The sequence below is a fragment of the Candidatus Methylomicrobium oryzae genome (genome assembly GCF_016745425.1).
GTDB lineage: Bacteria > Pseudomonadota > Gammaproteobacteria > Methylococcales > Methylomonadaceae > Methylomicrobium > Methylomicrobium oryzae.
Genome location: NZ_JAERVK010000021.1, coordinates 47585 through 72508, shown reverse-complemented (window position 1 = coordinate 72508; position 24924 = coordinate 47585). Strand labels below are relative to the sequence as shown.

General features: G+C 55.8%; 26 protein-coding genes. 16 read left to right on the top strand and 10 right to left on the bottom strand.

What is annotated here, in order from left to right; genetic code table 11:
- Nucleotides 1-98: 98 nt before the first annotated feature.
- Together JJL52_RS19285 and JJL52_RS19280 are read left to right on the top strand one after the other, a co-directional pair.
- On the top strand, nucleotides 99-1154 hold the full coding sequence (locus tag JJL52_RS19285) for an IS701 family transposase (RefSeq protein ID WP_202054141.1): 1056 nt from the start codon (nucleotides 99-101) through the stop codon (nucleotides 1152-1154).
- A gap of 323 nt (nucleotides 1155-1477) precedes the next feature.
- Complete coding sequence (locus JJL52_RS19280; RefSeq protein WP_202054140.1) at nucleotides 1478-2356, top strand: IS982 family transposase; 879 nt, start codon at nucleotides 1478-1480, stop codon at nucleotides 2354-2356.
- Here the strand turns inward: JJL52_RS19280 and JJL52_RS19275 are convergent.
- Complete coding sequence (locus JJL52_RS19275) at nucleotides 2347-3621, bottom strand: tyrosine-type recombinase/integrase (protein ID WP_202054139.1); 1275 nt, start codon at nucleotides 3619-3621, stop codon at nucleotides 2347-2349. The genes JJL52_RS19280 and JJL52_RS19275 overlap by 10 nt on opposite strands.
- Before the next feature lie 653 nt (nucleotides 3622-4274).
- Here JJL52_RS19275 and JJL52_RS19270 point away from each other — a divergent pair.
- Both JJL52_RS19270 and JJL52_RS19265 read left to right on the top strand, forming a co-directional pair.
- Nucleotides 4275-4508: a hypothetical protein gene (locus JJL52_RS19270; protein WP_202054138.1), complete on the top strand. Its 234-nt coding sequence runs from the start codon at nucleotides 4275-4277 to the stop codon at nucleotides 4506-4508.
- On the top strand, nucleotides 4505-4933 hold the full coding sequence (locus tag JJL52_RS19265) for a type II toxin-antitoxin system VapC family toxin (protein WP_202054137.1): 429 nt from the start codon (nucleotides 4505-4507) through the stop codon (nucleotides 4931-4933). The genes JJL52_RS19270 and JJL52_RS19265 overlap by 4 nt, the downstream gene beginning before the upstream one ends.
- Before the next feature lie 55 nt (nucleotides 4934-4988).
- Here JJL52_RS19265 and JJL52_RS19260 read toward each other — a convergent pair whose 3' ends face one another.
- Nucleotides 4989-5801 (bottom strand): L,D-transpeptidase family protein, encoded by an 813-nt coding sequence (locus JJL52_RS19260; protein WP_202054136.1) that lies wholly within the window; start codon nucleotides 5799-5801, stop codon nucleotides 4989-4991.
- Nucleotides 5802-6051: 250 nt separating this feature from the next.
- Between JJL52_RS19260 and JJL52_RS19255 the strand changes: the two genes are divergently transcribed.
- Entirely contained in the window at nucleotides 6052-6339 is a 288-nt protein-coding gene (locus JJL52_RS19255) for a hypothetical protein (RefSeq protein ID WP_202054135.1), read from the top strand.
- A 618-nt stretch (nucleotides 6340-6957) separates the two neighbouring features.
- Here the strand turns inward: JJL52_RS19255 and JJL52_RS19250 are convergent.
- Together JJL52_RS19250 and JJL52_RS19245 are read right to left on the bottom strand one after the other, a co-directional pair.
- Nucleotides 6958-7677: a dienelactone hydrolase family protein gene (locus JJL52_RS19250; RefSeq protein ID WP_202054134.1), complete on the bottom strand. Its 720-nt coding sequence runs from the start codon at nucleotides 7675-7677 to the stop codon at nucleotides 6958-6960.
- A 9-nt stretch (nucleotides 7678-7686) separates the two neighbouring features.
- Nucleotides 7687-8184, bottom strand: a complete 498-nt coding sequence (locus JJL52_RS19245; RefSeq protein ID WP_202054133.1) for a low molecular weight protein-tyrosine-phosphatase — start codon at nucleotides 8182-8184, stop codon at nucleotides 7687-7689.
- Nucleotides 8185-8330: 146 nt separating this feature from the next.
- Between JJL52_RS19245 and JJL52_RS19240 the strand changes: the two genes are divergently transcribed.
- From JJL52_RS19240 to mtoX, 4 genes are read left to right on the top strand one after another with little or no spacing between them, the layout of a single operon-like run.
- Nucleotides 8331-8927 (top strand): TetR/AcrR family transcriptional regulator, encoded by a 597-nt coding sequence (locus tag JJL52_RS19240; RefSeq protein ID WP_202054132.1) that lies wholly within the window; start codon nucleotides 8331-8333, stop codon nucleotides 8925-8927.
- 52 nt (nucleotides 8928-8979) lie between these two features.
- On the top strand, nucleotides 8980-9258 hold the full coding sequence (locus JJL52_RS19235; RefSeq protein WP_202054131.1) for a DUF4242 domain-containing protein: 279 nt from the start codon (nucleotides 8980-8982) through the stop codon (nucleotides 9256-9258).
- Nucleotides 9259-9275: 17 nt separating this feature from the next.
- Nucleotides 9276-9458, top strand: coding sequence for a (4Fe-4S)-binding protein (locus tag JJL52_RS19230; RefSeq protein ID WP_202054130.1), 183 nt, complete (start codon nucleotides 9276-9278; stop codon nucleotides 9456-9458).
- A 17-nt stretch (nucleotides 9459-9475) separates the two neighbouring features.
- Complete coding sequence (mtoX, locus tag JJL52_RS19225) at nucleotides 9476-10852, top strand: methanethiol oxidase (protein ID WP_202054129.1); 1377 nt, start codon at nucleotides 9476-9478, stop codon at nucleotides 10850-10852.
- A gap of 158 nt (nucleotides 10853-11010) precedes the next feature.
- Here mtoX and JJL52_RS19220 read toward each other — a convergent pair whose 3' ends face one another.
- Nucleotides 11011-11367: a VanZ family protein gene (locus JJL52_RS19220; RefSeq protein WP_202054128.1), complete on the bottom strand. Its 357-nt coding sequence runs from the start codon at nucleotides 11365-11367 to the stop codon at nucleotides 11011-11013.
- Between the two features lie 350 nt (nucleotides 11368-11717).
- On the opposite strand from JJL52_RS19220, the gene guaB reads away from it, so the two are divergent.
- The 4 genes from guaB (at nucleotide 11718) to JJL52_RS19200 (ending at nucleotide 15899) form a co-directional block, all read left to right on the top strand.
- Entirely contained in the window at nucleotides 11718-13184 is a 1467-nt protein-coding gene (gene guaB / locus JJL52_RS19215) for an IMP dehydrogenase (RefSeq protein WP_202054127.1), read from the top strand.
- A gap of 238 nt (nucleotides 13185-13422) precedes the next feature.
- A complete protein-coding gene (guaA, locus tag JJL52_RS19210) occupies nucleotides 13423-15009 on the top strand; it encodes a glutamine-hydrolyzing GMP synthase (RefSeq protein WP_202054126.1) in 1587 nt (528 codons plus the stop codon).
- A complete protein-coding gene (gene tadA, locus JJL52_RS19205) occupies nucleotides 15000-15461 on the top strand; it encodes a tRNA adenosine(34) deaminase TadA (protein ID WP_202054125.1) in 462 nt (153 codons plus the stop codon). Before guaA ends, tadA begins: the two co-directional genes overlap by 10 nt.
- Nucleotides 15462-15518: 57 nt before the next feature.
- Nucleotides 15519-15899 carry a GxxExxY protein gene (locus JJL52_RS19200; protein WP_202054124.1) on the top strand — a complete coding sequence of 127 codons (381 nt, stop codon included), beginning with the start codon at nucleotides 15519-15521 and terminating at the stop codon, nucleotides 15897-15899.
- A 209-nt stretch (nucleotides 15900-16108) separates the two neighbouring features.
- On the opposite strand, the gene maiA is transcribed toward JJL52_RS19200, so the two are convergent.
- The 5 genes from maiA to JJL52_RS19175 all read right to left on the bottom strand — a co-directional run bounded on the left by maiA (nucleotide 16109) and on the right by JJL52_RS19175 (nucleotide 21193).
- Nucleotides 16109-16756 (bottom strand): maleylacetoacetate isomerase, encoded by a 648-nt coding sequence (gene maiA, locus JJL52_RS19195; RefSeq protein WP_336885089.1) that lies wholly within the window; start codon nucleotides 16754-16756, stop codon nucleotides 16109-16111.
- Nucleotides 16747-17727 (bottom strand): fumarylacetoacetate hydrolase family protein, encoded by a 981-nt coding sequence (locus JJL52_RS19190; protein ID WP_202054123.1) that lies wholly within the window; start codon nucleotides 17725-17727, stop codon nucleotides 16747-16749. Before JJL52_RS19190 ends, maiA begins: the two co-directional genes overlap by 10 nt.
- Entirely contained in the window at nucleotides 17724-18839 is a 1116-nt protein-coding gene (locus JJL52_RS19185) for a homogentisate 1,2-dioxygenase (RefSeq protein WP_202054122.1), read from the bottom strand. Before JJL52_RS19185 ends, JJL52_RS19190 begins: the two co-directional genes overlap by 4 nt.
- Nucleotides 18839-19894, bottom strand: a complete 1056-nt coding sequence (gene hppD / locus JJL52_RS19180) for a 4-hydroxyphenylpyruvate dioxygenase (RefSeq protein ID WP_202054121.1) — start codon at nucleotides 19892-19894, stop codon at nucleotides 18839-18841. The genes JJL52_RS19185 and hppD overlap by 1 nt, the downstream gene beginning before the upstream one ends.
- A gap of 498 nt (nucleotides 19895-20392) precedes the next feature.
- Entirely contained in the window at nucleotides 20393-21193 is an 801-nt protein-coding gene (locus JJL52_RS19175; RefSeq protein ID WP_202054120.1) for a hypothetical protein, read from the bottom strand.
- Between the two features lie 466 nt (nucleotides 21194-21659).
- On the opposite strand from JJL52_RS19175, the gene JJL52_RS19170 reads away from it, so the two are divergent.
- The 3 genes from JJL52_RS19170 to JJL52_RS19160 all read left to right on the top strand — a co-directional run bounded on the left by JJL52_RS19170 (nucleotide 21660) and on the right by JJL52_RS19160 (nucleotide 24887).
- Nucleotides 21660-22739 (top strand): tryptophan 2,3-dioxygenase family protein, encoded by a 1080-nt coding sequence (locus tag JJL52_RS19170; protein WP_202054119.1) that lies wholly within the window; start codon nucleotides 21660-21662, stop codon nucleotides 22737-22739.
- A 125-nt stretch (nucleotides 22740-22864) separates the two neighbouring features.
- Entirely contained in the window at nucleotides 22865-23767 is a 903-nt protein-coding gene (locus JJL52_RS19165; RefSeq protein WP_202054118.1) for a hypothetical protein, read from the top strand.
- Nucleotides 23733-24887 carry a PrnB family protein gene (locus JJL52_RS19160; RefSeq protein WP_202054117.1) on the top strand — a complete coding sequence of 385 codons (1155 nt, stop codon included), beginning with the start codon at nucleotides 23733-23735 and terminating at the stop codon, nucleotides 24885-24887. The genes JJL52_RS19165 and JJL52_RS19160 overlap by 35 nt, the downstream gene beginning before the upstream one ends.
- Nucleotides 24888-24924: the final 37 nt, after the last annotated feature.

Genomic DNA, 24924 nt, shown 5'->3' with positions numbered 1-24924 from the left:
AGATGTGGCGCTTATATCAAATGAGCTTAAAAATTTACGAAGCGCGTATAATTAACTGATGTTACGCAGTAGCTTATGAAAACCGGTATGCTATCTGGATGAAAAAAGCAGAATTAGAGTTATACACGGATTACCTGATTAGTACGTTTGGAGCGGCAACAGCCACCGGGATGTCAGCGATGCTGGATGGCGAAGTGAGTCATGACCGAGTCACGCGTTTTTTAGCAGAGCGGGACTACACGTCGAAGGACTTAGGGCGGCAAGTGAAATCGACGGTTCGGCAGAGAGAACGAGAAGATGGAGTCTTGATTTTCGATGATACGATTCAAGAGAAGGCGTGGACGGACGAGAACGAGGTAATGTGCTGGCATTATGACCATTGCCCAGGCCGTTCGGTGCGGGGAATCAACCTGCTCAATGCGCTGTATCACAGCGGCGACGTATCGATTCCGGTTGCGTTTGAATTGGTCCGTAAGCCGTATCAGTTTTGTGACATCCAGACGCGGCGGGAGAAACGGGCCAGCGAAGTCACCAAGAATGAGCTGATGCGGAGCATGATTGCCACTTGCGTGAACAATGCCTTGAAGTTTCGCTATGTCTTGATGGATAGCTGGTTTGCGGCGACGGAAAACTTCGATTTCATTGTGAAAAAGAAAAAGCACTTTCTCGCGGCGCTCAAAGGCAACCGGTTGGTCGCCTTGAGTGAAGCCGATAAAAAGCAAGGCCGCTTCGTACGGATCGATACCCTGGAATTAGCGGATAAACAAGCCGTGCGCGGTTGGCTGAAGGGCTATCCTCATGAAGTCCTTTTGGTCAGGCAGGTCTTTACAAACAAGGACGGCAGTACGGGATGGTTGAATCTGGTGTGCAGTGATTTGACCGGCGATGGCGGCACAGTGACGACGCTCTACCAAAAACGGTGGCAAGTCGAAGTGTTTCACAAATCCTTGAAGTCCAATGCCGCCTTGGCCAAGTCACCGACTCGGAGAGTGACCACGCAAAACAACCATGTGTTTATGTCGATTTATGCCGTCTTCAAATTGGAATGCCTGAAGCTGAAACACAAGACTAACCATTTTGCTCTCAGAGCTAAGTTATTTATCAAGGCAACCCGACAGGCTTATGCCGAACTTCAAAGCCTACGGACTGCGTAACATCAGTCAATAAATAAGAAATGGCCGCTGTTGGCCGAACTCGGCCTGTCAGAGCGTTGAAACCGCCAGGCCGAGTTCATTTTTTTCAGCTAATTTTGAGTTTTGCTTGCTTATGCTAAGTGGGTGTCTGGCTAAAACTGATTGCAATCACGTTATCAAAGCGGTTTTGCGTTAGAACATTGAGTCGTTCGCCTAGCTTCCGCCAAGCTTCTGCCTGTTCCTTCTTTAACCTGAGTTCGGGATAAGAAAAGCCAGGCGAGCGCCTCCTTTTTCGCGTAAGATTCTGTTTTGCAAACCAATTCGAACGGAATCAGGAGGCGCTCATGGACAGTTTAACCGAACTTTATTGTCTGCTCGACGATTTTTGCCGTGTCTTCGAGCCGGCATGGAAACGCCACCAGTTGGCGATCGGTGCGAAACGGCGCCAGCGGCCCAGCACGTTGAGCCTGGCCGAGTTAATGACCTTGGCCATCCTCTTCCATCAACTACGCTTCCGCCAGTTCAAGCTTTTCTACTTGGGCTATGTCTGCCGCCACCTACGCGCTGAATTCCCCCGCCTTCCCAGCTACCAACGGTGTGTGGAACTCCTGCCCCGCTGTGCAGCCCCACTGGCGGCTTTGTTCAATTTACTCAAAGGCGAATGCGACGGCATTTCTATCGCCGATGCGACCGCGCTGGCGGTCTGCGATAACCGGCGCATTCGGCGCCACCAGGTCTTCAAGGGACTCGCTCAGCGCGGCAAGACCTCGATGGGCTGGTTCTATGGCTTCAAGCTCCATGCGATCATCAACTCGAAGGGCGAGCTGATCCGCCTCAAACTCACGCCCGGCAACGTCGATGATCGCAGGCCTATCCCCGAATTATGCCAAGGGCTGTTTGGCCAACTGTTCGCCGACAAAGGCTATCTGAGCAAAGAGCTGGCCGAAACCCTGGCCAGGCTAAGAATCCAGCTCATCACGCCGCTCAGGAAGAACATGAAGCCCGTGCCCCGCACCGAGTTCGAAAAAGCCATCCTGCGCCGGCGGGCGTTGATCGAAACCGTCTTTGACGAATTGAAAAACTTGTGCCAGATCGAACATACCCGCCACCGTTCCGTGGCCAACTTCGTCGTTAACCTGATGGCCGGCATCATCGCTTATTGCCTGAGCGATAATAAACCCACGCTTTCATTGATCCGAGTTAATCTACTGCCTCAGGCATAAGAGCTTATCCCGAACTCAGGTTTCTTTAATTCCTGGCGCTGGTAAACGCATTTCATCTTGTTTTGCTCGGTATGGTTCAGGCATTTTTCGATCACATCCGGCAAAATGCCCAGGTTCCCCATCAGGGTGGCGCCGGTACGCCGTAAATCATGCGGCGTCCATTTGCCGCCGGCCAGTTTCAACGCGTCCTTATGCTGGCTTTTGTTGCTTCGGATGCGGTCCGTCTGGCGGTCGTTGATCTGCTTGGAGATCGATTTATCACTGACGTGCGTGGTTTTGCTGCGGTCCGGAAACAGCCAAAGCTCCGATTCCCGGAAAGTAGCCAGGCGTTCAAATTGGGTTAGCGCGAAGTCGGACAGGTAGATCGTGTGCGGTTTGGCGTTCTTGCTGTGCTCGCCCGGAATCGTCCAGGTTTGGGCCGTAAAGTCGATATGTTCCCACCTGGCTTTCGAGAGCTCGCCGACCCGGCACAGTGTCGACAGCATGATCCCGATCGCGCATTCGGTGGACGGGATCATGTTCGCGTCGGGCAATTTACGGTACAGTTCGCGAATTTCCTCTTCCGCTAGGACGCGGTCCCGTTCGACCGGTTTACCGCCGATCTTGGCCTTGCGAATGCTGGATGTCGGGTCGAACTCGATGAGGTCCCGGTCCACCGCAAAACGGAACATCTGGCGCACCAGCGAGAGAATCAGTTTCGCCATCCGGTTGACGCCGCGCAGCAGCAATGCGTCGGTGATTTCGGTGATATGGCCTTTCCGGACTTCCGCCACCGCCAGGGGGCCGAGAACCGGCAGCACGTCCTTTTCGAACATGCGCCGGATTTCCTTGCCGCCGTCCTTGCGGTTTTTCAGGTCGGTGGCAGCCCAGCGTTCGAACAGGTCCCGGACCGTCACCAGCGCTTGTTGCCGGGCCAGTTCCTGCGCCAGTTCGGCCTGTTGCCGCTCCAGGGCGGCCCGCTCTTCCAGCTGCTTTTGTTTTTGCCGCTCCCTTTCCAGCTTTTTTTCCAGTTGCAAATCCATCCCCTCCCAGGCCCGCTCTCGGAGTGCATCGCATTCCCGCCTGGCTTCGGCCAGGGTCGAAGCCTTCAGGGTAATCCACTGCTGCTTGCCGCCGACGAAACTCCGGAACCGAAACGAGACGCCGCCGCCGACGCTTTCGGCGCGGATGCGCACATACAGCCCGCCGCCATCGGCGACCAGCCTTTCCTTGTCGCCCGCTTTCAAGTTTCTAAACTGTAAATCGGTTAGTTTGCCTTTGGCCATGATTCACCTGCACGGTTTTTGGGATACGGTTTGGGATACGGTTTTTGTTGGCTGCAGCTGAATTGTATCGGACGTGGCTGGACAAGGCAATCAATAAATAATCAATAATAACAAACGGTTAATCTTTATTTTGGAATTCCCTGGACGCCTTTGGATCATGTTTTACCCTTATGGGGTGCAAGGGGTAGGAGGTTCAAATCCTCTCGTCCCGACCAATGAAATCTAAAGCTTATAAGCTCTCGATTTTCTTAAAATCCTGAGTTTAAGTTCCGGGCTAACAATTTTGATCGTAAAATCGAAATTGACGGGTCTCGCCTAGGCCTTCGGTTTTTTCCAATTTCACCGCAAGCGTCAGGGCTTTAATCTCGCTTGAGATGATCGGATGAAACTCCGGCAATCGCTTCGGCAGTCCTTTGATACCCGCGGTGAGGGTATAGATCTTCGGGGCGTGCGGGGGCAATCACGACTTTCACGTTTTCGATGTCCGCATGTTTTCTGCTAAGCATGGATGAGGGCGAATTTGATCGGGTAATCGAACTTTATCGATGTGGAAATGACTGTTCGGATTCAGTCCCGCGATGAAGTAGATGCGTTGCTATTCTTCCGGCAAGAGCGGATAATTGTTGAAATTTTCAACAATTGAGGAGGCTATGATGGCTACCGTAAATTTCAGTGTGCCGGATGATGTTAAAGACGCTTTTAATGAAGCCTACAAAGGCCAGAACAAGAGCGCCGTTATCGCCGATTTGATGCGCGAGGCCGTCGAGCGCGCGCAACGTAAACAGCGCAGTCATGAAGCGATTGCTAGAATTTTGGAACGCCGTAAGCATGCCCCTGCCATGAATGATGAAGATCTGCAGGCAGCACGGGAAGACGGTCGACCATGATTGTTGTGGTGGATGCCAGCGTCGCCCTAAAATGGTTTTTCCAGAGCCGAGAGGATGAAGCCGATTGCGATCTGGCGTTGGCCATCCTGTCAGGTATCGATGAAGGCCGTATCCAAATGCTGCAACCGCCGCATTTTATTGCCGAGGTTACGGCGGTGCTGGCCCGCGAAAAACGTGAGGAAGCCCAGGACGATTTGTTCGATTTATTGAACGTCGAAAGCCGTTTTTGCGTGGAGCCGGATATTTACGCCACGGCCATGGATCTTGCGATCCGTTGCCGGCATCATTTGTTTGATGCCCTATACCACGCGGTAGCACTGAGCACCCCCGAAGCTACACTGGTAACCGCCGACCGCCGTTATTACGAGAAAGCTTTAGGTTTCGGTCGGATTACCCTGCTACCCGATTTCAAACTTGCCTGCTAGAGCGTGTTATGCACTTTGCAAAAAAGGTGCAGCCTGAAATATTCTGGCTTGATGATCATAACCTCGTTTTCGCCGATTTCACCGTAGGCGTTAGCGCTTTAATTTCTCGGGAGATAATAGAATAAAGCTCCGACGTCCATGCCGGCAGCCCTTCGATATTGGCCGCCAGCGGGTAGGTCCTCGGGTCGTGCGGGGCGATCACAACCTTCACGTTTTCGGCGCCTGTGTGCACGGTCAGCACGAACAGTTCCTCGATGGTTTCGTCGTCCATGGCCAGACAGCCGAGGGACTTGGCTTTGCCGTGGATGAAAATGTCCGAACCCGGGTTGGTGCGCCCCTCCTGCCAGGCATGGAAGCGGTCGAATTCGTTCGGGTAATTCAGCTTCATCGACAAATGGAAATGGCTGTTCGGATTCAAGCCTTCGATCCGGTAAACGCCTTCCGGTACCTGCATGTCGCCCTGGCGTAGTTTGGGCCCGGATACTCCACTGGCGGCGCGGATGCGGTAGTCGCGGATGAAGCGGAACTCGCCGCCGTCCCTGGCCCAGAGCTCGAGCCTCATTTCCTGTTTCAAGGCGATCAAGGTGATTTCGCGGGGAGGATAGGCCATCTTGGCCTTGGCGAAATAGGATTTGAGTTTAGCCGTCGAGTATTCACCGTAAATTTGCAGTATGTCCTCCACGCTCCGTTCCCCGGACGGCTTCGGGGGAACGTAATTCATTTGCATTTGCCGGTCGGGCTGGACCTGAGCTTGGGGCTTGACGGCGGCGACTTTGGGTGTGAGAGGGGCGGGCTTGTGCCCGGAGCAGGCGGCGAGCAATCCGGTTAAAGCCAGGCCGGCAATGATTTTGGGCGTGGGTTTGTTCATTAAGGTCAAGACTAAATTAAGGTGAATAAATAATAGCCTTTCGGATGCCGTTCGTCATGCTTCCGTTTTTCTTCGCACTTATCACCTCGGTTGTTTCGGCAAAGGTCTCGAAGCCGCCTAATCATTAGAGTAGAAATTGCACTTTTAGATCGACGATCGTTGTCCAAAGACGGTGAGCCGCCTTTTAAGCAATCCCTGCAAGGCGTCCGAAATCCCTTACAGAATCCCGATGGCAACGGGAGGTTTGCCGATGAGAGACCGGTTATGCTTATTGTTCCTGATATTGATGCCGTGCCTTGGCGCCGCCGAAGACGAACCGCTCGATCTGGAGTTGGATTCGTCGACGATTTATCAAGGCGGCTCCAAAGGATTTTCATGGCTGTACAACAAAAACTACCGACCTTCCGAGCACTGGCTCGAAAACGAATGCCAATGGATGGCCGCGCAGCTACGGGATATATACGTTGAACGGCGGCGCAGGTCGGCCATTCGGCGGCGTTACGAAGCCCAGTGTTTGGACGAGCCTGATGAAGACTGAGCGGTGATTGCTTCCGCATCGATTGTCGGATTGTAGGCGGGGGGGGGGCAGATTAGCGCTGCCCACCCTAAAATGCTAAAGGACGCTCCGAATAAGCCCCCGCTTCCAGTTGATCTTTTCCAGGAACGGCACAGCCTTGCCGCTCTGTTTCTGGAATTTCGGATAGGTTTCGGAGTGGGAGGCGTTTGAATGGCGCCGGGCATTCGTTTCCCCCTTTGAAAAAGGAGGATCGAAGGGGATTTATTTAATAAATCTCCCCGCCCCCTCTTTTTCAAAGAGGGGAGTGAACAATCCGCTTTTCAAAAAGGGGACTGAACGCATATGCGCTGAAAAGCTACGCAATGTGAACATATTAAAGCTGGGAAGTTATTTCCGTCCAAATCCTTAACGGCATTGCGGTAAATCACCGCCGGCTAGAGCATTTTCGTTTTGGGTGTACGGTCATAAGCAATGCCGCAAACTTAGGGCAAACTCGTCATTCCGTCAGGGATTGCCGGAATCCAGAAGCCAGGGACGGCAAGCTTTAATGCATCCCTGCAGTCTGGATCTCGGCAATCCTTGCCGAGATGACGGTTTGACTTAACGGCATTATCTTCCTATAGGCGATATGAAAATGCTCTATTCGAAAATTTCCTCCAGAAAATTTTTCATCGCAATCCACGAGCGCCGGTCCGCGTCGGCCTGGTAAACCGTGCCGAAGCCGGGGTTGTTGGCGACCGGATTCGTGAATGCATGCATCGTGTTGCCGAACACATGCACCTGCCAGTCGGCGCCGGCCTTGGTCATTTCCTGTTCGAACGCGAGCACCTGTTCCGGCGGTACCATCGGGTCGTCGTGGCCGTGCAGGGCGAGGATTTTCGCCTTGATGGGCTTGTCTTCGGTATTGCCGGGCACGCCCAAAAGGCCGTGAAAACTGACTACACCTTTGAGATCCGCGCCGGTCCGCGCCAGGTCGAGCACGCAGAGGCCGCCGAAGCAGAAGCCGATCGCGGCGATTTTTTTATCGTCGACCCAGGGCAGCAGTCTTGCTGCGGACAGCGCGGCACCGATCCGTTTTTGCAGCTTCGCGCGGTCGTCGATGAACGGCTGCATCAACTTCGCGTTCTCTTCGGGGCCCGAGCCCAGCACGCCCTTGCCGTACATGTCGAGCGCGAAGCCGACATAGCCGAGTTCGGCGAGCTTGATCGCTTTATTGCCGACGAATTCGTCGCGGCCGCCCCAGGCGTGATTGATCAGTACGGCCGGGCGGCGGCCTTCGATCGCGTCGTCGTAGGCGAAAAAAGCTTCCAGAAGGGTGTCGCCGTCCATGTAATTGACGGTATTCGAGACGATCGCCATAACATTCTCCTATGGTTTATTCGATTTGATTCTGCCTGTTTCGAGCAATTCGTTCAAAAAACCTTCCGAGGCGGCTTCGACCATGTCCAGCACCCGTTCGAAGCCGTAGGCGCCGCCGTAATACGGGTCGGGGACTTCGCGAGTGCCGAGGTGCGGCGCATAGTCGAGGAAATAGTTGATTTTGTGCCGATGCGGCGCAGGGCAGGCCGAAGACAGAATCGCATAGTTGTCGCCGTCCATTGCGAGGATATACTCGAAATCTTCGAAATCGCCGAGCACGAATTTTCGGGCGCGCAAATGCGAAATATCGACCCCGCGTTCGCCGGCCGCTTTTTCCGCGCGCCGGTCGGGCGCGTCGCCCACATGATAGGCATGGGTGCCGGCCGAGTCGATTGAGAAATGATGAGCCAGATTACGTTCGTGCACGAGCTTGGTAAAGACGCCTTCGGCCGTCGGCGAACGGCAGATGTTGCCCATGCAGACGAACAGAACTTTGATTTTTTCCATACGGATAATTGATTGAAATTGAGTTGAGGGTATTGTAATGCGAAGATGAAGAAAGTCGAAGAGCGAAGGGCGGGGTTCCGTCAAACCCGGAGCTTTCGCTAAAATTTATCTTGACATATTGAGACGACCGGTCATATTATTTTTCTATGGAAACCAAATCGCAAAAACACTTCAATCGTGAGAATCTTTTGAGTCAGGGTGTGTCCTTGCTGATGCAGCAAGGTTATCACGGTACCGGGCTGAAGGAGATTCTCGATGCAGTGCAGATCCCGAAGGGGTCCTTCTACAACTATTTTGGCAGCAAGGAGCAGTTCGCCGCGGAAGTGGTTCAGCATTATATCGAGCCGTTCATCCGGCAGCTCGACGGCCATTTGCAGGGCTGCGAGACCGATGCGCTGGCCGCGATCCACCGCTATTTCGAAGAGCTGATCGACGCGCTGGAAAAATCCGGCTTTCAGGGCGGCTGCCTGCTCGGCAATCTGATGGGTGAGATCGGCGATACCAGCGAGTTGTGCCGGGAGTCGCTGCAAAAAGCCGTGCACCGCTACCGTGATTTACTGGCACAGGGACTGTCCGCAGCGCAACGTCAGGGCTCGGTCAGAACCGACAAGTCCGCCGAGGCGATGGCGGACCTGTTGACGAACGCCTGGCAAGGCGCGCTGCTGCGCATGAAGATCGAGCAATCGGCCGAGCCGCTGAAGCAATGCTGCCGCGATCTGCTCGGCGATTACTTTAAAACTTGACCCGATCCGCCTGACCGAAGGCGGACCATTCATAACAACGAGGAGAACTGCAATGCCCAAATACATCATCGAACGCGACATTCCGAATGCCGGCGCTTTAACCCCGGAACAGTTGCAAGGCATCTCTGAAAAGTCGTGCGGCGTGCTTCGCTCCATGGGACCGCAAATCCAGTGGGTGCAGAGCTACGTGACCGGCGACAAGGTCTATTGCGTGTATATCGCTCCAAACGAAGCCAGCGTCCGGGAACATGCCGAGAAAGGCGGCTTTCCGGCCAACCGGGTTTCCGAAGTCAAGACGGTGATCGATCCGACTACCGCGGAAAGCCGTTAATTCGGCGGAGGTCCGCGATGCAAGTCAAGTGGGATCAAGAGAGATGCTGCCATGCCGGCGTCTGCGTCGGCTTGTTGCCCGATGTATTCAAAATCGAAGACGGCCGGTTCGTGATCGATACGAACGAGGCGAGCGAAGAAGCAATCAAAAACGTAGTCGACCGGTGCCCTTCCGGGGCGCTGCAATGGGTTGACGAATAACAACAGAGGCTTGTCACATGATAAACAACAAACATCCGCTGCGCGCCCGGGTGCGGACCAGCGCCTTCGCGGCATCCACCCTTGTTCTGGCGAGTTTGGGCAGCCAGGGGGCGCTTGCCGACGAAACCTGCCAATCGCCTTACATGGCCAAGATCGTCGGCCAGGAAGACTTCGTTTATGTCTGGACGCTGGGGCAGGAAGGCCTCGGGGACGAGCAGGACAAACTGGTCACGGTCGACGTGAATCCGAAATCGCCGAATTACGGCAAGGTCGTCAGCACGCTGTCGGTCGGCGGCCGCAACGAAGCGCACCACTCCGGGTTTACCGACGACCGCCAGTTCCTTTGGGCCGCATCGCTCGACACCAGCAAGATGTTCATTTTCGATGTGCATACCGATCCGGCCAAGCCGAAGCTGGTCAAAACGATCACCGATTTCGTCGCGAAAAGCGGTGGTGTAGTCGGGCCGCATTCGACCTACGCGCTGCCGGGCCGAATGATCATTACCGGCCTATCGAACAATAAGGACCACGGCGGCCGCACCGGCCTCGTCGAATATACCAACGACGGCGATTATGTCGCCACGCACTGGACGCCGACCGACAGCGACCTCGAAGGCGCGGTCAAGTCCGGCAAATACGCGGACGGCTACGGCTATGACGTGCGCGTCCTGCCGCGGCGCAACCTGATGCTGACTTCGTCGTTTACCGGCTGGTCGAACTATATGATGGATTTCGGCAAGATGCTGAACGATCCGGAAGCGATGAAGCGGTTCGGCAATACGGTGGTGCAGTGGAACCTGCACAGCAAGCAGCCGAAAAAGGTCTTCGACGTGCCCGGCGCGCCGCTCGAAATCCGCTGCGCCTGGGGCGAAAATCACAACTACTGCTTTACCAGCACCGCGCTGACCTCGAAAATCTGGCTGATCTACGAAGACGACAAAGGCGAATGGCAGGCCAAGGAAGTTGCGGATGTCGGCGACCCGTCAAAGGTGCCGCTGCCGGTCGATATTTCGATTTCGAGCGACGACACGAAGCTCTGGGTCAATACCTTCATGGACGGCAAGACGCGCCTGTTCGACATCAGCGATCCGTTCAAGCCGAAACAGGTGTACGAACAAAAAATCGGCGCGCAGGTGAACATGGTGTCATCGAGTTGGGACGGCAAACGCCTGTACTACACCTCGTCGCTGCTGGCTAATTGGGACAAAAAAGCCGTGGACAACGAACAGTTCTTGAAAGGCTATACCTGGGACGGCAAGCAGCTGACCCAGAAGTTCGCGATCGACTTTACCAAGGAAAAACTGGGCCGGGCGCATCAGATGGTGTTCAACGCCTATTCCCTGTATAGCGCGAACAAACCGGACAATGCCGAAGGCGTGCTGGCGAAAAAATAAATAGCGTCAGGCGGGCATCTTTTGTTCAAAGCCCGATAATGCAATCTCAGCTTCGATCCCGGCGGTTCAGAACTGTTTTTCTGGAAATGCCGGGATCCGCACTGAATATGAAACACCTCGGCCGAATCGACTGATGCCGATGCAACTTCCGAAGCGAATCAGTCGGATTGCCGCCGTTTACGGAACAGGCCGTCCATCGCCGCTCCCGTCACAATCCCCAAGCAGTCCGCAACGACGTCCACGACTTCCATAAAACGGTCGGGCGTCAGAGTCTGCATGAATTCGATCAATACGCCATAACCGAAAAGGCCGCCCAATAGCTCGCGCTTGCGTTTCGGATAAGCCAGGCGTCCCAGGATGAACATGACGGCAAACGCAAAGAAATGGTTGAGTTTGTCCCAGCCCAATGAGGGCATATCGGTATCGTTCGGCATTAAGGCCAGGAACATCACGGTTCCGATACAGGTCCAGAAAGTGAAGCGCCAGAATCCTGTTGAAGCGATATAGGGATGCATGGGTCGGCCGGAATTTTGGGTGAAAGGAAGCGGATACCCGTTACGCGTCAGTGGATAAAAGCCGGAGAAGGTTATCCCGATTCGCATCATAACAGAAAACATAGACTGGTTTGTTGTCGGGTTATGAAACTGTATTGTTCATGTGCAGCGATGAAATTTTCGAAGTTGCGTCGATCTAATACAGTGAAAACTTGAGTCATTTAATGATATCCTGATGTTTAGGGTTTGCAGCGAGGAAGCGGTGTTTGTGCGAAGTTTCCGGCATATACGGCCAGCAACAAAAGCTCTTACACAAAACTAGTCGAGTATGATAATATAATCGGTTAATTTATTATCTGCAGGTGCGGTTTATGCATATAGTTCAAGAAGCGCTCACATTCGATGACGTGTTACTGGTGCCCGCGCACTCGACCGTGTTGCCGCGTGAAGTCGAATTGAAGACGCAATTGACGCGCGGGATTACCCTGAACATTCCGCTCGTTTCTGCGGCGATGGATACGGTGACCGAGGCACGGCTCGCGATCGCGATGGCGCAGGAAGGCGGTATCGGGATCATCCACAAGAATATGACCGCCGAGCAGCAGGCGCGCGAAGTGCAAAGCGTAAAGAAATACGAAAGCGGCGTGATCAAGGACCCGATTACGGTCACGCCGGACACCAGCATTCGCGACGTACTCAGATTAACCCGGGGAAAAAGTATTTCCGGCGTGCCGGTCGTGGACGGCGACGAACTGGTCGGGATCGTGACCAGCCGCGATTTGCGCTTCGAAACCCGCTACGATGAGGCGGTCAGCAAGATCATGACGCCGAAAGAGCGATTGGTCACGGTCGGCGAAAATGCGGACCGAAAGGATGTGATCGCGCTGCTCCATAAGCACCGGATCGAAAAGGTGCTGGTCGTGAACGACGATTTCCATTTGCGCGGCATGATCACGGTTAAGGATATCCAGAAGGCGAAAGATTATCCGCAAGCCTGCAAAGATGAATGGGAAAGACTGCGCGTCGGTGCGGCGGTCGGAACCGGGCAGGGAACGGAAGAGCGCGTCGACGCGCTGGTCGCGGCCGGGGTCGACGTGATCGTGGTCGATACTGCACACGGCCATTCGCAGGGGGTTCTGGACCGCGTGCGCTGGGTTAAGAAACATTATCCGGATGTCCAGGTAATTGGCGGCAATATCGCAACCGCCGAGGCGGCGCTGGCGCTGGTTGAAGCGGGCGCAGACGGCGTGAAGGTCGGCATCGGGCCGGGCTCGATCTGCACGACGCGGATCGTCGCCGGCGTCGGGGTGCCGCAGATTACCGCGATCAGCAACGTCGCGCTGGCCCTGAAAGGCACCGGCGTACCACTGATCGGCGACGGTGGCATCCGTTATTCCGGCGACGTTGCGAAAGCGCTGGCCGCGGGTGCGTATGCGGTGATGCTCGGCGGACTGTTTGCCGGCACCGAGGAAGCGCCGGGCGAAACCGAACTGTATCAGGGGCGCTCGTATAAATCTTACCGGGGCATGGGTTCGCTCGGCGCGATGTCTCAGTCGCAGGGTTCGAGCGACCGTTACTTTCAGGAAGAAACCGACTCGGCCGAAAAACTGGTCCCTGAAGGGATTGAAGGCCGTGTACCTTATAAAGGCAGCCTGCTCGCGGTGATCCATCAGTTGCTCGGCGGCATCCGCGCCAGTATGGGTTACACCGGCAGTCAGACGATCGCCGCGCTGCACGAGAAGGCGCAGTTCGTGCGCGTAACCAGCGCCGGCATGCGCGAAAGCCATGTGCATGATGTGACGATTACGAAAGAAGCGCCGAACTATCGGCTGGATTGAAGGTAGGGCGGATTCGCCGCAGGCACTTTTACCCCGGAAGAATTCCGTAGGATGTGCCGACGTAGGAGGCGCATCGTTTGCATTGATACCCTAAAGGGCACTCGGTGCGCTTCACTGCGTTCAGCGCATCCTACAAAGCTACAGAATTTACCTATCGATTTCCTTAGCAGACATTAAGCAAAAAGGGCTCTTCCGGAGCCCTTTGTTTTTTAGCAGACTTGAGCAACGAGTTTTAAACATGCAACACACGCACGCGAACATCCATACCGACAAGATCCTGATCCTGGATTTCGGCTCGCAATACACCCAGTTGATCGCGCGCCGGATTCGCGAAATCGGCGTGTATTCGGAAATTTATTCCTGCGAATGCAGCGCGGACGAGATCAAGCGCTTCGCGCCGAAAGGGATCATTCTGTCCGGCGGTCCCGAAACGGTGACCAGCGAGGACACGCCGCGCGCGCCGCAGGTTGTCTTCGAGGCCGGGGTGCCGGTGCTGGGCATCTGTTACGGTTTGCAGACGATGACCGAGCAGCTCGGCGGCAAAGTCGAATCGTCGCATCACCGCGAATTCGGTTACGCGCAGATCCGGGCGCGGGGCCATTCGAAGTTGCTGCTCGACATCGAGGACCATGTTTCGCCGGAAGGTTATGGCTTGCTCGACGTCTGGATGAGCCACGGCGACCGGGTGACCGAACTGCCGGAAGGCTTCAAGATGATCGCCAGCTCCGACGGCGCGCCGATCGCCGGCATCGCGAACGAGGAAAAGCATTTTTACGGCCTGCAGTTCCATCCCGAAGTGACCCACACCAAGCAGGGCGGCCGGATTCTTTCCCGCTTTGTGCTGGAGATCTGCGGCTGCGAAGCGCTGTGGACCGCGGACAACATCATCGAAGACAGCATCCGGGCAGTGCGCGCGCAGGTCGGCAGCGACCAGGTGATCCTGGGACTGTCCGGCGGCGTCGACTCGTCGGTGGTCGCGGCGCTCCTGCACAAGGCGATCGGCGACCAGCTGACTTGCGTGTTTGTGGATACCGGCCTGTTGCGCCTGAACGAAGGCGACCAAGTGATGGCGATGTTCGCCGAGCACATGGGCATCAAGGTGATCCGGGTCGATGCGGAGGCGCGCTACATGGCCGCGCTGAACGGTGTGACCGATCCCGAAAAGAAACGCAAGATCATCGGCGGTTTGTTCGTCGAAATTTTCGACGAGGAAGCGGCCAAGCTGACCGCTGCGAAATGGCTGGCGCAGGGGACGATCTATCCGGATGTGATCGAATCGGCCGGCGCGAAAAGCGGCAAGGCGCACCTGATCAAGTCGCATCACAATGTCGGCGGCCTGCCCGAAAATATGACCCTGAAACTGGTCGAGCCGTTGCGCGAACTGTTCAAGGACGAAGTCAGAAAGCTGGGGCTGGAGCTGGGTCTGCCGACCGACATGATCCATCGGCATCCGTTTCCGGGACCGGGACTCGGCGTGCGTATCCTGGGCGAGGTCAAAAAGGACTATGCCGACCTCTTGCGCCGGGCCGATGCGATTTTTATCGAAGAGCTGTATCGCCACGATTTGTACCAAAAAGTCAGTCAGGCCTTTGCGGTGTTTCTGCCGGTCAAGTCGGTCGGCGTGATGGGCGACGGCCGCCGCTACGATTATGTGATCGCGCTCCGCGCGGTCGAAACGATCGACTTCATGACCGCGCGCTGGGCGCACCTGCCTTACGAATTCCTCGATCTGGTGTCGCGGCGGATCATCAACGAAGTGCCGGGTATCTCGCGGGTTACTTACGACATTTCCGGCAAGCCGCCCGCCACGATTGAATGGGAGTAAACGATAAAGACGATGCCGCCTGGATGCGGCACGCGCTGAGGCTCGCCGAACGCGCCGAAGCGCTGGGGGAAGTGCCGATCGGCGCGGTCGTGGTTAAAAACGACCGCTGCATTGCCGAAGGCTGGAACAGCCCGATAGTCACTCATGATCCGACCGCGCATGCCGAAATCGTCGCGCTGCGCGGGGCGGGCAGGGCCACTGGCAACTACCGCCTGATCGATGCGACGCTTTATGTAACGCTGGAACCTTGTGTGATGTGCATGGGCGCAATCAGCCATGCCCGGATCAAAAGGCTGGTGTTCGGCGCCTTCGACCCGAAGCGAGGCGCGGTTTGCCATGCCTTGAGCCTGAGCGATGCGAGTTTTCTGAATCACCGCGTCGAATGGCTGGGAGGCGTGCTGGAAACCGAATGCTCCGAGTTGCTCAAGAATTTCTTCAAGGCCAGGCGCTGACAATCGGTAATTGACATCAATATCCACGAAAAACACGAAAGGCACGAAAACAATAAAATGGATCAGGACATTCGGTATAAAGAAGAGTGTTACCAAATTCAAGGTGCCGTGTTTGATGTGTATCGGGAAATGGGATGCGGTTTTCTGGAGGCGGTTTATCAGGAGTGCATGGCAAAAGAATTGTCGAAACGCGGGATACCTTATGTTGAACAGCAAGTACTGAAGCTTTTCTATAAAGGGGAGACGTTGCGGCAAACCTATACGCCAGACTTTATTTGTTATGGTTCCGTTATTGTTGAACTCAAAGCGCTTTCCGCCACAACCGGAGCACATAAGGCGCAAGTACTGAATTACCTGAAAGCGACAGGGATGCGCTTGGGGTTGCTGGTCAATTTCGGCTGTCATCCGAAGGCCACCGTTGAAAGGATTGTGCTATAGAAATTTTCGCGCCTTTCGTGTTTTTCGTGGACAAGAAGCTCGGCGATGGTTTTCGATCGATGGGTTTCGGCTGGCGCCTCTACCCATCCTACGCTCCTGGTCAATTTCGGCTGCTATCCGAAGGCCACCGTTGAAAGGATTGTTTTATAAAATTTTTCGTGCCTTTTGTGCTTTTCGTGGACAAGACGTAATTTCCGTGAGCCTCCACGTTACATCTCCGCATCCGGCTGGTTTTCCGGCGCCGCCTCGATAAAGGCCCGCTCCTGCATGCAGTTCCAATAAATGTCGCTGATCAGCAGAAAATCGCTGACTCCGCAATCGAAACGCAAGCCGTTGTAGACTTGCGGCACCAGGAACGCATCGGCCATGCCGGGCGTATCGCCGAAACAGAAGCGCCCTTTCTTACCCTTATTCAGCAGCAGTTTCTCCAACGCGTCAAAGCCCTCCCGCAGCCAATGGCGGTACCAGCCGGTCTTATCTTCCAGCCGATGGTTTTCCTTGAGGTAGTTCAGCACCCGCAGATTGTTCAGCGGGTGGATGTCGCAGGCGATCAGTTGCGTCAGGGAGCGGACATAAGCGCGATCGAGCGGATCGGCGGGCAGCAGCGGCGGCTCCAGATACACTTCTTCCAGGTACTCGATGATTGCGGACGATTGGGTCAGGACCCGGTCTTTTACTACCAGGACAGGAACCCGGCCCTGCGGATTCAGGGCGAGATAATCGGGGTCGAACTGTTCGCCGCCGTGTTTGAGCAGGTGGATCGGGCGGATCAGATAGTGGATGTTTTTCAGGTTCAACGCGATGCGTACCCGGTACGCGGCCGAGCTTCTAAAGTAACTGTACAGCGTTATCGACACGGCCTGACCTCCTGGTCGATCGCGCCGAAAACCGACAGACCTTTCGAATCGAGCATTTCAATTCGAACGCGGTCGCCGAAGCGCAAAAATTCGGTTGAAGCGGCGCCGGTTTCGATCGTTTCGACCACGCGCTTTTCGACGATGCAGGAATAGCCGGCGACGGGGTCATCGTTGCTGACCGTGCCGGAGCCGATAATCGTGCCGGCGGCCAGTTTGCGCGTTTTGGCCGCATGTGCGATCAGCCTGGCGAAATCGAACTGCATGTCGGCGCCGGCGTTGGCCCGGCCGAACAGCCGTCCGTTCCAGTGTACGGTGAGCGGCAGATGCAGTTTGGAATCACACCAGGCGTCGTTCAGTTCGTCCGGCGTTACCGCCACCGGCGAAAAGGCGCTGGCCGGTTTGCCGTGCAGAAAGCCGAAGCCTTTGGCCAGTTCGTCCGGAATCAGATGGCGGAGCGAAATATCGTTGATCAGGACGATCAATTTGATGTGGGAAGCGGCTTGGTCGGCGGAAATTCCATACGGCACATCGTCGGTGATCACGCCGACCTCGGCCTCGAAATCGACGCCCCAGTCTTCGCTGGCGGCCATGATCGGATCGCAGCCGCCGAGCATTACGTCCGAGGCGCCCTGATACATCAGGGGATCATCGTAGAGGCGCTTCGGCATGTCGGCGCCGCGCGCTTTCCGGACCCGTTCGACATGGCTCAGGTAGGCGCTGCCGTCCAGCCATTGATAGGCCCTCGGTAAGGGCGCTGCCGCCTGCCGGGGATCGAACGGCTCCGATTCGCATTCGCCGCCATTCAGTTCACGATAGGCCTGCGCTAGCCGGGGTTCAATCAAAGCCCAGCCGTCCAACGCGGCCTGTAGCGTCGGCGCGATTTCGGGCACCGATCGGGCGCGGGTCAGTTCGCGGTTCACGACGGCCAGGCGGCCGTCGCGGGCCGCCGTTTTCAGGGTGGCAAGCTTCATTTCCAGGAATCTACGTAACCGGCCCATTCGACCGCTTGGGCTTCGGGAGAGATATCCAGCGCATCGCGGGTATCGACCATCACCGCGACCTCGTCGGTCATCGTGCCGCGCTTTTTTTCCGCATTCTGCAGCGCTTTCGGATGCGGGCCGTGCGTAATTCCGCCGGGATGCAGGGTGATCATGCCCGGATAGATATGGTCCCGGGAGAAAAACTGGCCGGCATGGTAGAAAATCAGCTCGTCGTAGTCGTCGTTGCTGTGGAAAAATGGCACGTTCAGCGCGTTCGGGTCGGATTCGAAAGGCCGCGGCACGAACGTACAGACGACGAAGCGGCCGGCGGCGAAGGTAGTATGCGCCGAAGGCGGTACATGGTAGCGGTGGCTCATCAGCGGCCGGATATCGCGCCAGTTCAGGCGCACCGGTATCAGCGTGCCGTGCCAGCCGACCGCATCCAGCGGATTGAACGGGTAGGTGAGCGTGGTCAGGCAATTTCGTCTTTTGACGACCACGCGCGATTCGGTATCGCCCTGCTGGGCGGCGAAAGCCTCGTCGATCTTCGGCGTTTCCAGGACCGCCGGATCGAAGATCGCCTGCTGGCCGACCAGGCCTTTCTCCGGCAGCCGGAAGCTGTCGCCGGTCGCCTCGATCAGCAACGCGGCGACCGGTTCTCTCACTTCGAGACGCCACATCGTGCCGCGCGGCAGCATCAGGTAATCGCCTTCGCTAAACCCCAGATGGCCGTAATCGCAGTAAAGGTCGCCGGCGCCCCGATGAATGAAGATCAGTTCGTCGCCGTCGGCGTTGCGCACCAGATGATTCATCATGGTTTCCAGCTTCAGAAAGCGGATCCGGATGTGCGGATTGCTGAACAGCAGGGCGCCCTGCCAGGGACAGGCTTCCGAAGAGGCCAGTTTCCGGGTATCGAACGCGTGCGGGCGCAAGGGGCCTTCGACCGTTTTCCAGGAGGTCGGCGGGTGGCGATGATGCATCTGCGTGGAAGGACCGTAAAAGCCTTCCTTGCCCAGCTCCCGTTCGTAGGTACCGTCAGGCAGGCCGACATGCGCCTGGCGGGAGGCGTTGCCTTCCACTTTGGGTATCGAAATCCACGGCATTAGATCACTCCTCTTTGCATTTGGTCGCGCTCGATCGCTTCGAAGAGCGCCTGAAAGTTGCCTTCCCCGAAACCCAGGTTGCCTTTGCGCTGGATGATTTCGAAAAAAATCGGGCCGATCACGGTATAAGTGAAGATTTGCAGCAACAGCCCCGCGCCGCGCTCCGGGGCGCCGTCGATCAATATCCCGTTTTTGCGCAGCCGGTCGATCGATTCGTGGTGGCCGGGCACCCGTGCGTCGACCGCGCCGTAATACGTGTCGGGCACGTCCATGAACTTGATCGCGTTCGCGTGCAGCTGTTCCACTGCGGTATAGATATCGTCGGTGGCGAGCGCGATATGCTGAATTCCTTCGCCGTGGTATGCGTCGAGATATTCCTGAATCTGCGATTTATCGTCGCTCGGTTCGTTGATTGGGATCCGGATTTTGCCGCACGGGCTGGTCATCGCACGGGATTTCAGGCCGGTGGCCTTGCCGTGGATGTCGAAATAACGGATTTCGCGGAAATTGAACAGGCGCTCGTAGAAATCCGCCCATTTGTCCATGCCGCCGTGGTACACGTTATGGGTCAGGTGGTCGATCGCGGTCAGGCCCGCCCCCCGGGGATTGGGGTCGGCGTCCGGCAGCGGGATGAAGTCGACATCGTAAATGGAGCAATTCTCGCCGTAGCGGTCCACCAGGTAGATCAGGCTGCGGCCGATGCCTCGGATCGCCGGAATGTTCAGTTCCATCGGACCGATCTGGCCGTGGTAGGGCTGGGCGCCCAGTTTGACGACGCGATCGAAACACTCGGCCGCGTTTTTGACCCGGATCGCAAACGCGCAAATCGAAGGCCCGTGCACCTTCGCAAATGCCTGCGCGAAACTGTCCGGCTCGTGGTTGATAATGAAATTGATCTGGCCCTGCCGATACAGCACCACGTCCTTGGAGCGATGTTTAGCAACCGCAGTAAATCCCATTCGATTAAATAATCGTTCGAGTTCTCGGGTATCCGGTGCAGTATATTCGACGAATTCGAAGCCGTCGGTGCCGGCCGGATTCGATGCATTGAGCATTGCACTACTCCGTCTCATTCTATGCATCATTACGACCCCCATCGAGATCGATTAGTTTCACAGTTGATCTTGCATCCTAGTGGATGTGGCGAGTTGGCTAGAGATTTTCCAAATCCTTATTGCATTTTAACCAGTCCACGATGCGGAAGGTGGGCCAAGCGGAATGCGATACCGCGCTATTAAATTGGAGAATGATTTTATTAGACAAGTGCTTGAACTTTTGGGGTTTGGCCAATTTGAAACCTCTCGATGATCGACAAAACGAATATCATGGAATGAGTTCTTCTCATGCTGATAGAAATTGATGCCTCCATTTGCATGAGGCAGAGCTTTAAGCTATTGACGCTGGAAAGTTTTCGAGTAATCATCCGGAGATGACATCTCCCGCTTGGACGTATTGCCGCGCGACAGCAAAAACGAAACATGACTTGAAGACTGCACAGATGAGCCCATCATGTGAACTCATCTGTGCAATATGATGTTTTAAGTTAAAAGCGACTACGGAGTAATCTCGACGGCGGTGAAATTCCAGCGGTCGGAAGTCGGGGCGGTGGTGCTGAGCGTCACCGGGGTGCCCGCCGCCGCGATGGGGTCGGTGAAGCGCTGGCTCCAGAAAGTATCCCCGACCGCGGCGTCTACCCATTGACGGACGAGGCTTTGGCCGCTGCCGAAGGTGCGGGCGATGGCGCGGTCCCAGTCATTGCCGACGCCATAGACCAGGGAGTTGGCTCCAGTGGTCGTGAGGGTGACGCTGGCAGCGCCGGTGGAGGCGGCGTTGCCGGCACTGCTCCCTACGCCGGAGGCCCCGGTAAAGGCCACGACCGTGAGCGACTGATCGAAGGTGGTTTTGGACTGGGTCGACGTGACGGTCACATTGGTCAGCACGGCCGGGGCGAGGGCTCGCCAGATTTCGGCGGTGCCGAACTGGGTATTGGTACGGCGGACCAGCGTCCAGGTCAGGCCGGCCCCAGTCACGGTCACGGTCTGTCCGCCCGTGGTCGGGCCGTCGGAGGCGACAAAGGCCAACAGCAGTTCATTGGCGGCGGTGGTTGAAAACGCCGACGTTGTCGCCCGGCCGCGCACCTCGGCAAAGACCACCTTATCGACATTCACCGCAGCTTTGGCAATGTTGGGGAACACTCCAATCATTACCGCACCTATTAAACCTAAACCGATGAATTGTACCTTATAGCATCGGCCGCCTTGTCTAGATATGAGCATCAGGCCGGGCTGGCGTGTCAGTCGTATGATTAAAGTCAGTCCAGTCAAGAACATGAATAGATTGAAATACATGGACATATCATTTCCTTTTGATCATGAACAAGTAATAGAAAATTGCCGTCTGGCAATCACGGGCATATGCCGGTTGATTTGGCCGGCGTGAACTATTGGCTCTTCCGTAGATCATTTAAAGATAAGAGCAATGGCTCAGTATCAGCCGCAACCTTATCGACAACGCGTAACCTGATCTGTACGTTGGGCCACATTGATTTAGAAATAGAGTTTCGAAATGAATCTCGGTATCTGCCATTGCGCATAGCGACAGCTTCTTTTTCTCATGAACTGCCGCTGCCCCGTATCTGCCGGTACAGCAAGGACATCCTTAACCTTTTATTCCGGCATGGCACTCGACACCTTAATTGAGCGGTGAGCCGTTCACTTGAAAATGCAGGATTAGCGTCAGTTTGTTGCGGTACATTTGATTTGTTATGTTAGAAGATCGAGCGCACTCTTTTTCTGTTTAGAGGTAAAGAGGATTTTTTCCATGAACAAGCTTACCAAGCCCCTGTATTATGCGGATTACCTGAATCTGGACCTGCTGCTGAACGCGCAGATGCCCGAAAGCGGCAAGTACGGCCAGGAGGCGCATGACGAGATGCTGTTCATTGTTACGCACCAGACTTATGAACTGTGGTTCAAGCAGATCCTGCATGAACTGATGTCGGTGCTGGAACTTTTCTCCGCCACGCCGTTGGATGAGAGAAGGCTGCACATCATTGCGGTACGTCTCGACCGAATCGTTCGGATACAGCTGGTGATCAACCAGCAGATCGGCATTCTGGAAACGATGACGCCGCTGGATTTTCTGGATTTCCGCAATGTCCTGATCCCGGCCTCGGGGTTTCAAAGCCGGCAATTCCGCGAAATCGAATTAAGGCTGGGCTTGTCCCACCATTTGAGCAACGTCAGTTTCGGACGCTTTAACCCGGAAGATGCCGCGTATCTGGAGCGGATTGCGGAGGAACCGTCGCTGTTCGAACAGGTGGAGGCCTGGCTGTCTCGAACGCCGTTTCTCGAAAGCGAAGGCTACAGTTTCTGGAACAGCTATCGCCGGGCAGTCGACAGGATGCTCGACAGCGACGCCGAAATCATCCGAACCAATCCGCTGTTGAGCGAAAAGGAAAAGCAGCAGCAAATCGCCGAGCATGAGTCCACACGGCAAAGCTTTGCCAGCCTGTTCGATCATCAACTTTATGAACAATACCGGCAACAGGGGCGCGTCCAATTGAGCCATAAAGCCACCCTTGCGGCCCTTTTCATTCAACTCTACCGCGACGCGCCCCTGCTGCAGCTTCCTTTTCGGGTGTTGACCCGTCTGATGGATATCGACGAGCAGTTGACCCACTGGCGCAGCAGCCATGCGTTGATGGTACAGCGGATGCTGGGAACCAAAATCGGCACCGGCGGCTCCAGCGGTCACGATTACCTGAAGGCGACCATCAGCGCGAAACGGATCTTCAACGATTTGTTCAATTTGTCGACTTACCTGATTCCCCGCTCGCTGCTGCCGGATCTGCCCGAATCGCTGCTTCGCGATTTGGGGTTCTATCGGGACCGTCATTGATTCGGCAAGCCGCATTGCCCGATGAACCCGAGCGCAAGAGTTTTTTGCACAGACACAACCTCAGAAACTTATCCGTTGCCCGGGATGTCCAACAGGCGTTTAGCAACCTTCATCAGAGGTGCACCATGCAAGACAAACCCTTAGTCGATTTTGCGCAAAAGCATCATATCGAAAGCCTGACCGTGCCGTCGCTGGTGGCGCTCAGCGAAGGGCAGCAGGGTTATTCGATTGACAAAGCCAAACGATTTCTCAAATTTCAAAGCCGTATCAATCAAGAATTGCTCCAACATCGCGTCATTATTGCGAATCCCTATACCGCCTGGTTCGAGCAGGGGAGTCAGAGCCTGGCGCAGATCAAGGCTTTTATAGTGCAATTCTCGGTGTTTTCGAATCAGTTCCTGATCGCCCAGTTGAACAAGATGATTCATGCCGAAACCCTGGAAAGCATGCGATCATCCAAGGAAATTCTGGCGAACGAAATCGGCGTCCGTTTCAACTCATCCGTGTCGGCACATGCCGGAGAGTCTCTCGGCTCGACCGAAGGCAGCATCGAAGGCGGCACCTTTCATTTCCGCGCCGGCCATTTCGAATGGCTGTATCAGATCGCTAAAAAACTCGGCCTGTCGTTCGCCGAAATCGGTCAACCCAAGCATGGAACCGCGTCCACCCTGTTCTTCTGCAATGAACTGATCCGGCTTTACGGCGGCGAGGATTATCAGATTTCGCAGGCCGCCAGTTATGCGGTCGAAAACTGGGCTGCCGCCGGCTTCTGGACGCAGCTGATCGACGGTCTCAAGCGGTTCAACGAAAAGAACGGTACCGACCTGCCGTTGGGCTTTTTCATCTGGCACGACCGGCTCGAGTCGCAGCACGCGGCCCATACCCAGGAAGAACTCGAAGAACTGTATTTCACCCTGGACCTGGACGAAGACCGGTTCATTCGTTACGGCAACGAAATGTTGGACGGAGTCGCCGCATTTTGGGACGGTCTGGATGCGCAAAGGCGAGAACTGGCGGCCGCCCACTGAGCCCGTAGACCCGAAAGAGAACGGGAGTGAAATCCATGTTCCCGGCTACGGCATTCGCGGATTCCTGCCCGAGCCGGACCCGATGGATGCCTTTCCGGCAGAATCCCCCTACAAAACATTGGATCAACTCGGCCGGGACCTGCCCAGCCTGCTGCACGACAGCGGATTTCGGCGTTATGCGAGAACGCTGAAAATCCCGCACTGGCAGGGCGGCGCCGAGCCCGAAAACCTGCCGGCGCTGCGGCTTTACTACATTCGTCTGGGATTTTTGGCCTCCGCCTATATCAATCAGGTCGGCGAGGCGGTCAACCACGAGTTGCCGGCCAATATCGCGGTGCCGCTGGCGAAGGCCTGCCGGCTGCTGGAAAGGCCGCCGATTCTGAGCTACGACGGTTACGCCCTGTACAACTGGCGGCGTTTCCGGCCTGACGAACCCATCGCATTGGGTAACATCGATACGCTGCAGAATTTCGTCCATTTGTACGACGAGTACTGGTTTATCCTGGTGCATGTGGAAATCGAAGCGATCGCGGCCGACATCCTGGCGGCGATCGCCCGGATCGATACCGCGCTGAAAACCGCACCGGAGCCCGATATCGGATCCGATTTGTGGAAAATTGCCGAGGCGGTCGGAAGCCAGGTCAAGGTCCTGAAGAGGATTCCGGAAAAAATGGACCCGAGGCTCTATTACAAGACCTTCCGTCCGTATATCCGCTTTTTCGAGCATGTCGTCTATGAAGGCGTGGCGCAGGATGCGATCGATTTTCGCGGCGAAACCGGCGCCCAGAGCAGCATCGTGCCGACCCTGATCGCGTTCCTGAAAATCCCGCACCAGGCATCGATCTTGACCGAGCACCTGAACGACATGCGCCGCTACATGCCGAAGCGGCACCGCCTGTATATCGACCAGGTCGCCGCGTTGCCGAGCATCCGGCGGCCCGAATACCGCGAGCCGTTCAACGCGATACTCGACAACCTGATCGAATTTCGCAAGGTGCATTACGGCTGGGCCAACGAATATATCCACAAGCGTGTGAAGGACCCGCGCGGCACCGGGGGCACGCCTTACATGCAGTGGCTGAATCAGATGATTCGGGAAACCGAAGCCTATAAATTGTAAAAGATTCGGTTTCGGGGTAAAAATAATTGCAAGAATA

Excerpts from the sequence above, each read along its gene's own strand:
- JJL52_RS19285 (WP_202054141.1), top strand. The coding sequence starts at position 99 with ATGAAAAAAGCAGAATTAGAGTTATACACGGATTACCTGATTAGTACG.
- JJL52_RS19280 (WP_202054140.1), top strand. The coding sequence starts at position 1,478 with ATGGACAGTTTAACCGAACTTTATTGTCTGCTCGACGATTTTTGCCGT.
- JJL52_RS19275 (WP_202054139.1), bottom strand. The coding sequence starts at position 3,621 with ATGGCCAAAGGCAAACTAACCGATTTACAGTTTAGAAACTTGAAAGCG.
- JJL52_RS19270 (WP_202054138.1), top strand. The coding sequence starts at position 4,275 with ATGGCTACCGTAAATTTCAGTGTGCCGGATGATGTTAAAGACGCTTTT.
- JJL52_RS19265 (WP_202054137.1), top strand. The coding sequence starts at position 4,505 with ATGATTGTTGTGGTGGATGCCAGCGTCGCCCTAAAATGGTTTTTCCAG.
- JJL52_RS19260 (WP_202054136.1), bottom strand. The coding sequence starts at position 5,801 with ATGAACAAACCCACGCCCAAAATCATTGCCGGCCTGGCTTTAACCGGA.
- JJL52_RS19255 (WP_202054135.1), top strand. The coding sequence starts at position 6,052 with ATGAGAGACCGGTTATGCTTATTGTTCCTGATATTGATGCCGTGCCTT.
- JJL52_RS19250 (WP_202054134.1), bottom strand. The coding sequence starts at position 7,677 with ATGGCGATCGTCTCGAATACCGTCAATTACATGGACGGCGACACCCTT.
- JJL52_RS19245 (WP_202054133.1), bottom strand. The coding sequence starts at position 8,184 with ATGGAAAAAATCAAAGTTCTGTTCGTCTGCATGGGCAACATCTGCCGT.
- JJL52_RS19240 (WP_202054132.1), top strand. The coding sequence starts at position 8,331 with ATGGAAACCAAATCGCAAAAACACTTCAATCGTGAGAATCTTTTGAGT.
- JJL52_RS19235 (WP_202054131.1), top strand. The coding sequence starts at position 8,980 with ATGCCCAAATACATCATCGAACGCGACATTCCGAATGCCGGCGCTTTA.
- JJL52_RS19230 (WP_202054130.1), top strand. The coding sequence starts at position 9,276 with ATGCAAGTCAAGTGGGATCAAGAGAGATGCTGCCATGCCGGCGTCTGC.
- mtoX (WP_202054129.1), top strand. The coding sequence starts at position 9,476 with ATGATAAACAACAAACATCCGCTGCGCGCCCGGGTGCGGACCAGCGCC.
- JJL52_RS19220 (WP_202054128.1), bottom strand. The coding sequence starts at position 11,367 with ATGCATCCCTATATCGCTTCAACAGGATTCTGGCGCTTCACTTTCTGG.
- guaB (WP_202054127.1), top strand. The coding sequence starts at position 11,718 with ATGCATATAGTTCAAGAAGCGCTCACATTCGATGACGTGTTACTGGTG.
- guaA (WP_202054126.1), top strand. The coding sequence starts at position 13,423 with ATGCAACACACGCACGCGAACATCCATACCGACAAGATCCTGATCCTG.
- tadA (WP_202054125.1), top strand. The coding sequence starts at position 15,000 with ATGGGAGTAAACGATAAAGACGATGCCGCCTGGATGCGGCACGCGCTG.
- JJL52_RS19200 (WP_202054124.1), top strand. The coding sequence starts at position 15,519 with ATGGATCAGGACATTCGGTATAAAGAAGAGTGTTACCAAATTCAAGGT.
- JJL52_RS19190 (WP_202054123.1), bottom strand. The coding sequence starts at position 17,727 with ATGAAGCTTGCCACCCTGAAAACGGCGGCCCGCGACGGCCGCCTGGCC.
- JJL52_RS19185 (WP_202054122.1), bottom strand. The coding sequence starts at position 18,839 with ATGCCGTGGATTTCGATACCCAAAGTGGAAGGCAACGCCTCCCGCCAG.
- hppD (WP_202054121.1), bottom strand. The coding sequence starts at position 19,894 with ATGCTCAATGCATCGAATCCGGCCGGCACCGACGGCTTCGAATTCGTC.
- JJL52_RS19175 (WP_202054120.1), bottom strand. The coding sequence starts at position 21,193 with ATGTCCATGTATTTCAATCTATTCATGTTCTTGACTGGACTGACTTTA.
- JJL52_RS19170 (WP_202054119.1), top strand. The coding sequence starts at position 21,660 with ATGAACAAGCTTACCAAGCCCCTGTATTATGCGGATTACCTGAATCTG.
- JJL52_RS19165 (WP_202054118.1), top strand. The coding sequence starts at position 22,865 with ATGCAAGACAAACCCTTAGTCGATTTTGCGCAAAAGCATCATATCGAA.
- JJL52_RS19160 (WP_202054117.1), top strand. The coding sequence starts at position 23,733 with ATGCGCAAAGGCGAGAACTGGCGGCCGCCCACTGAGCCCGTAGACCCG.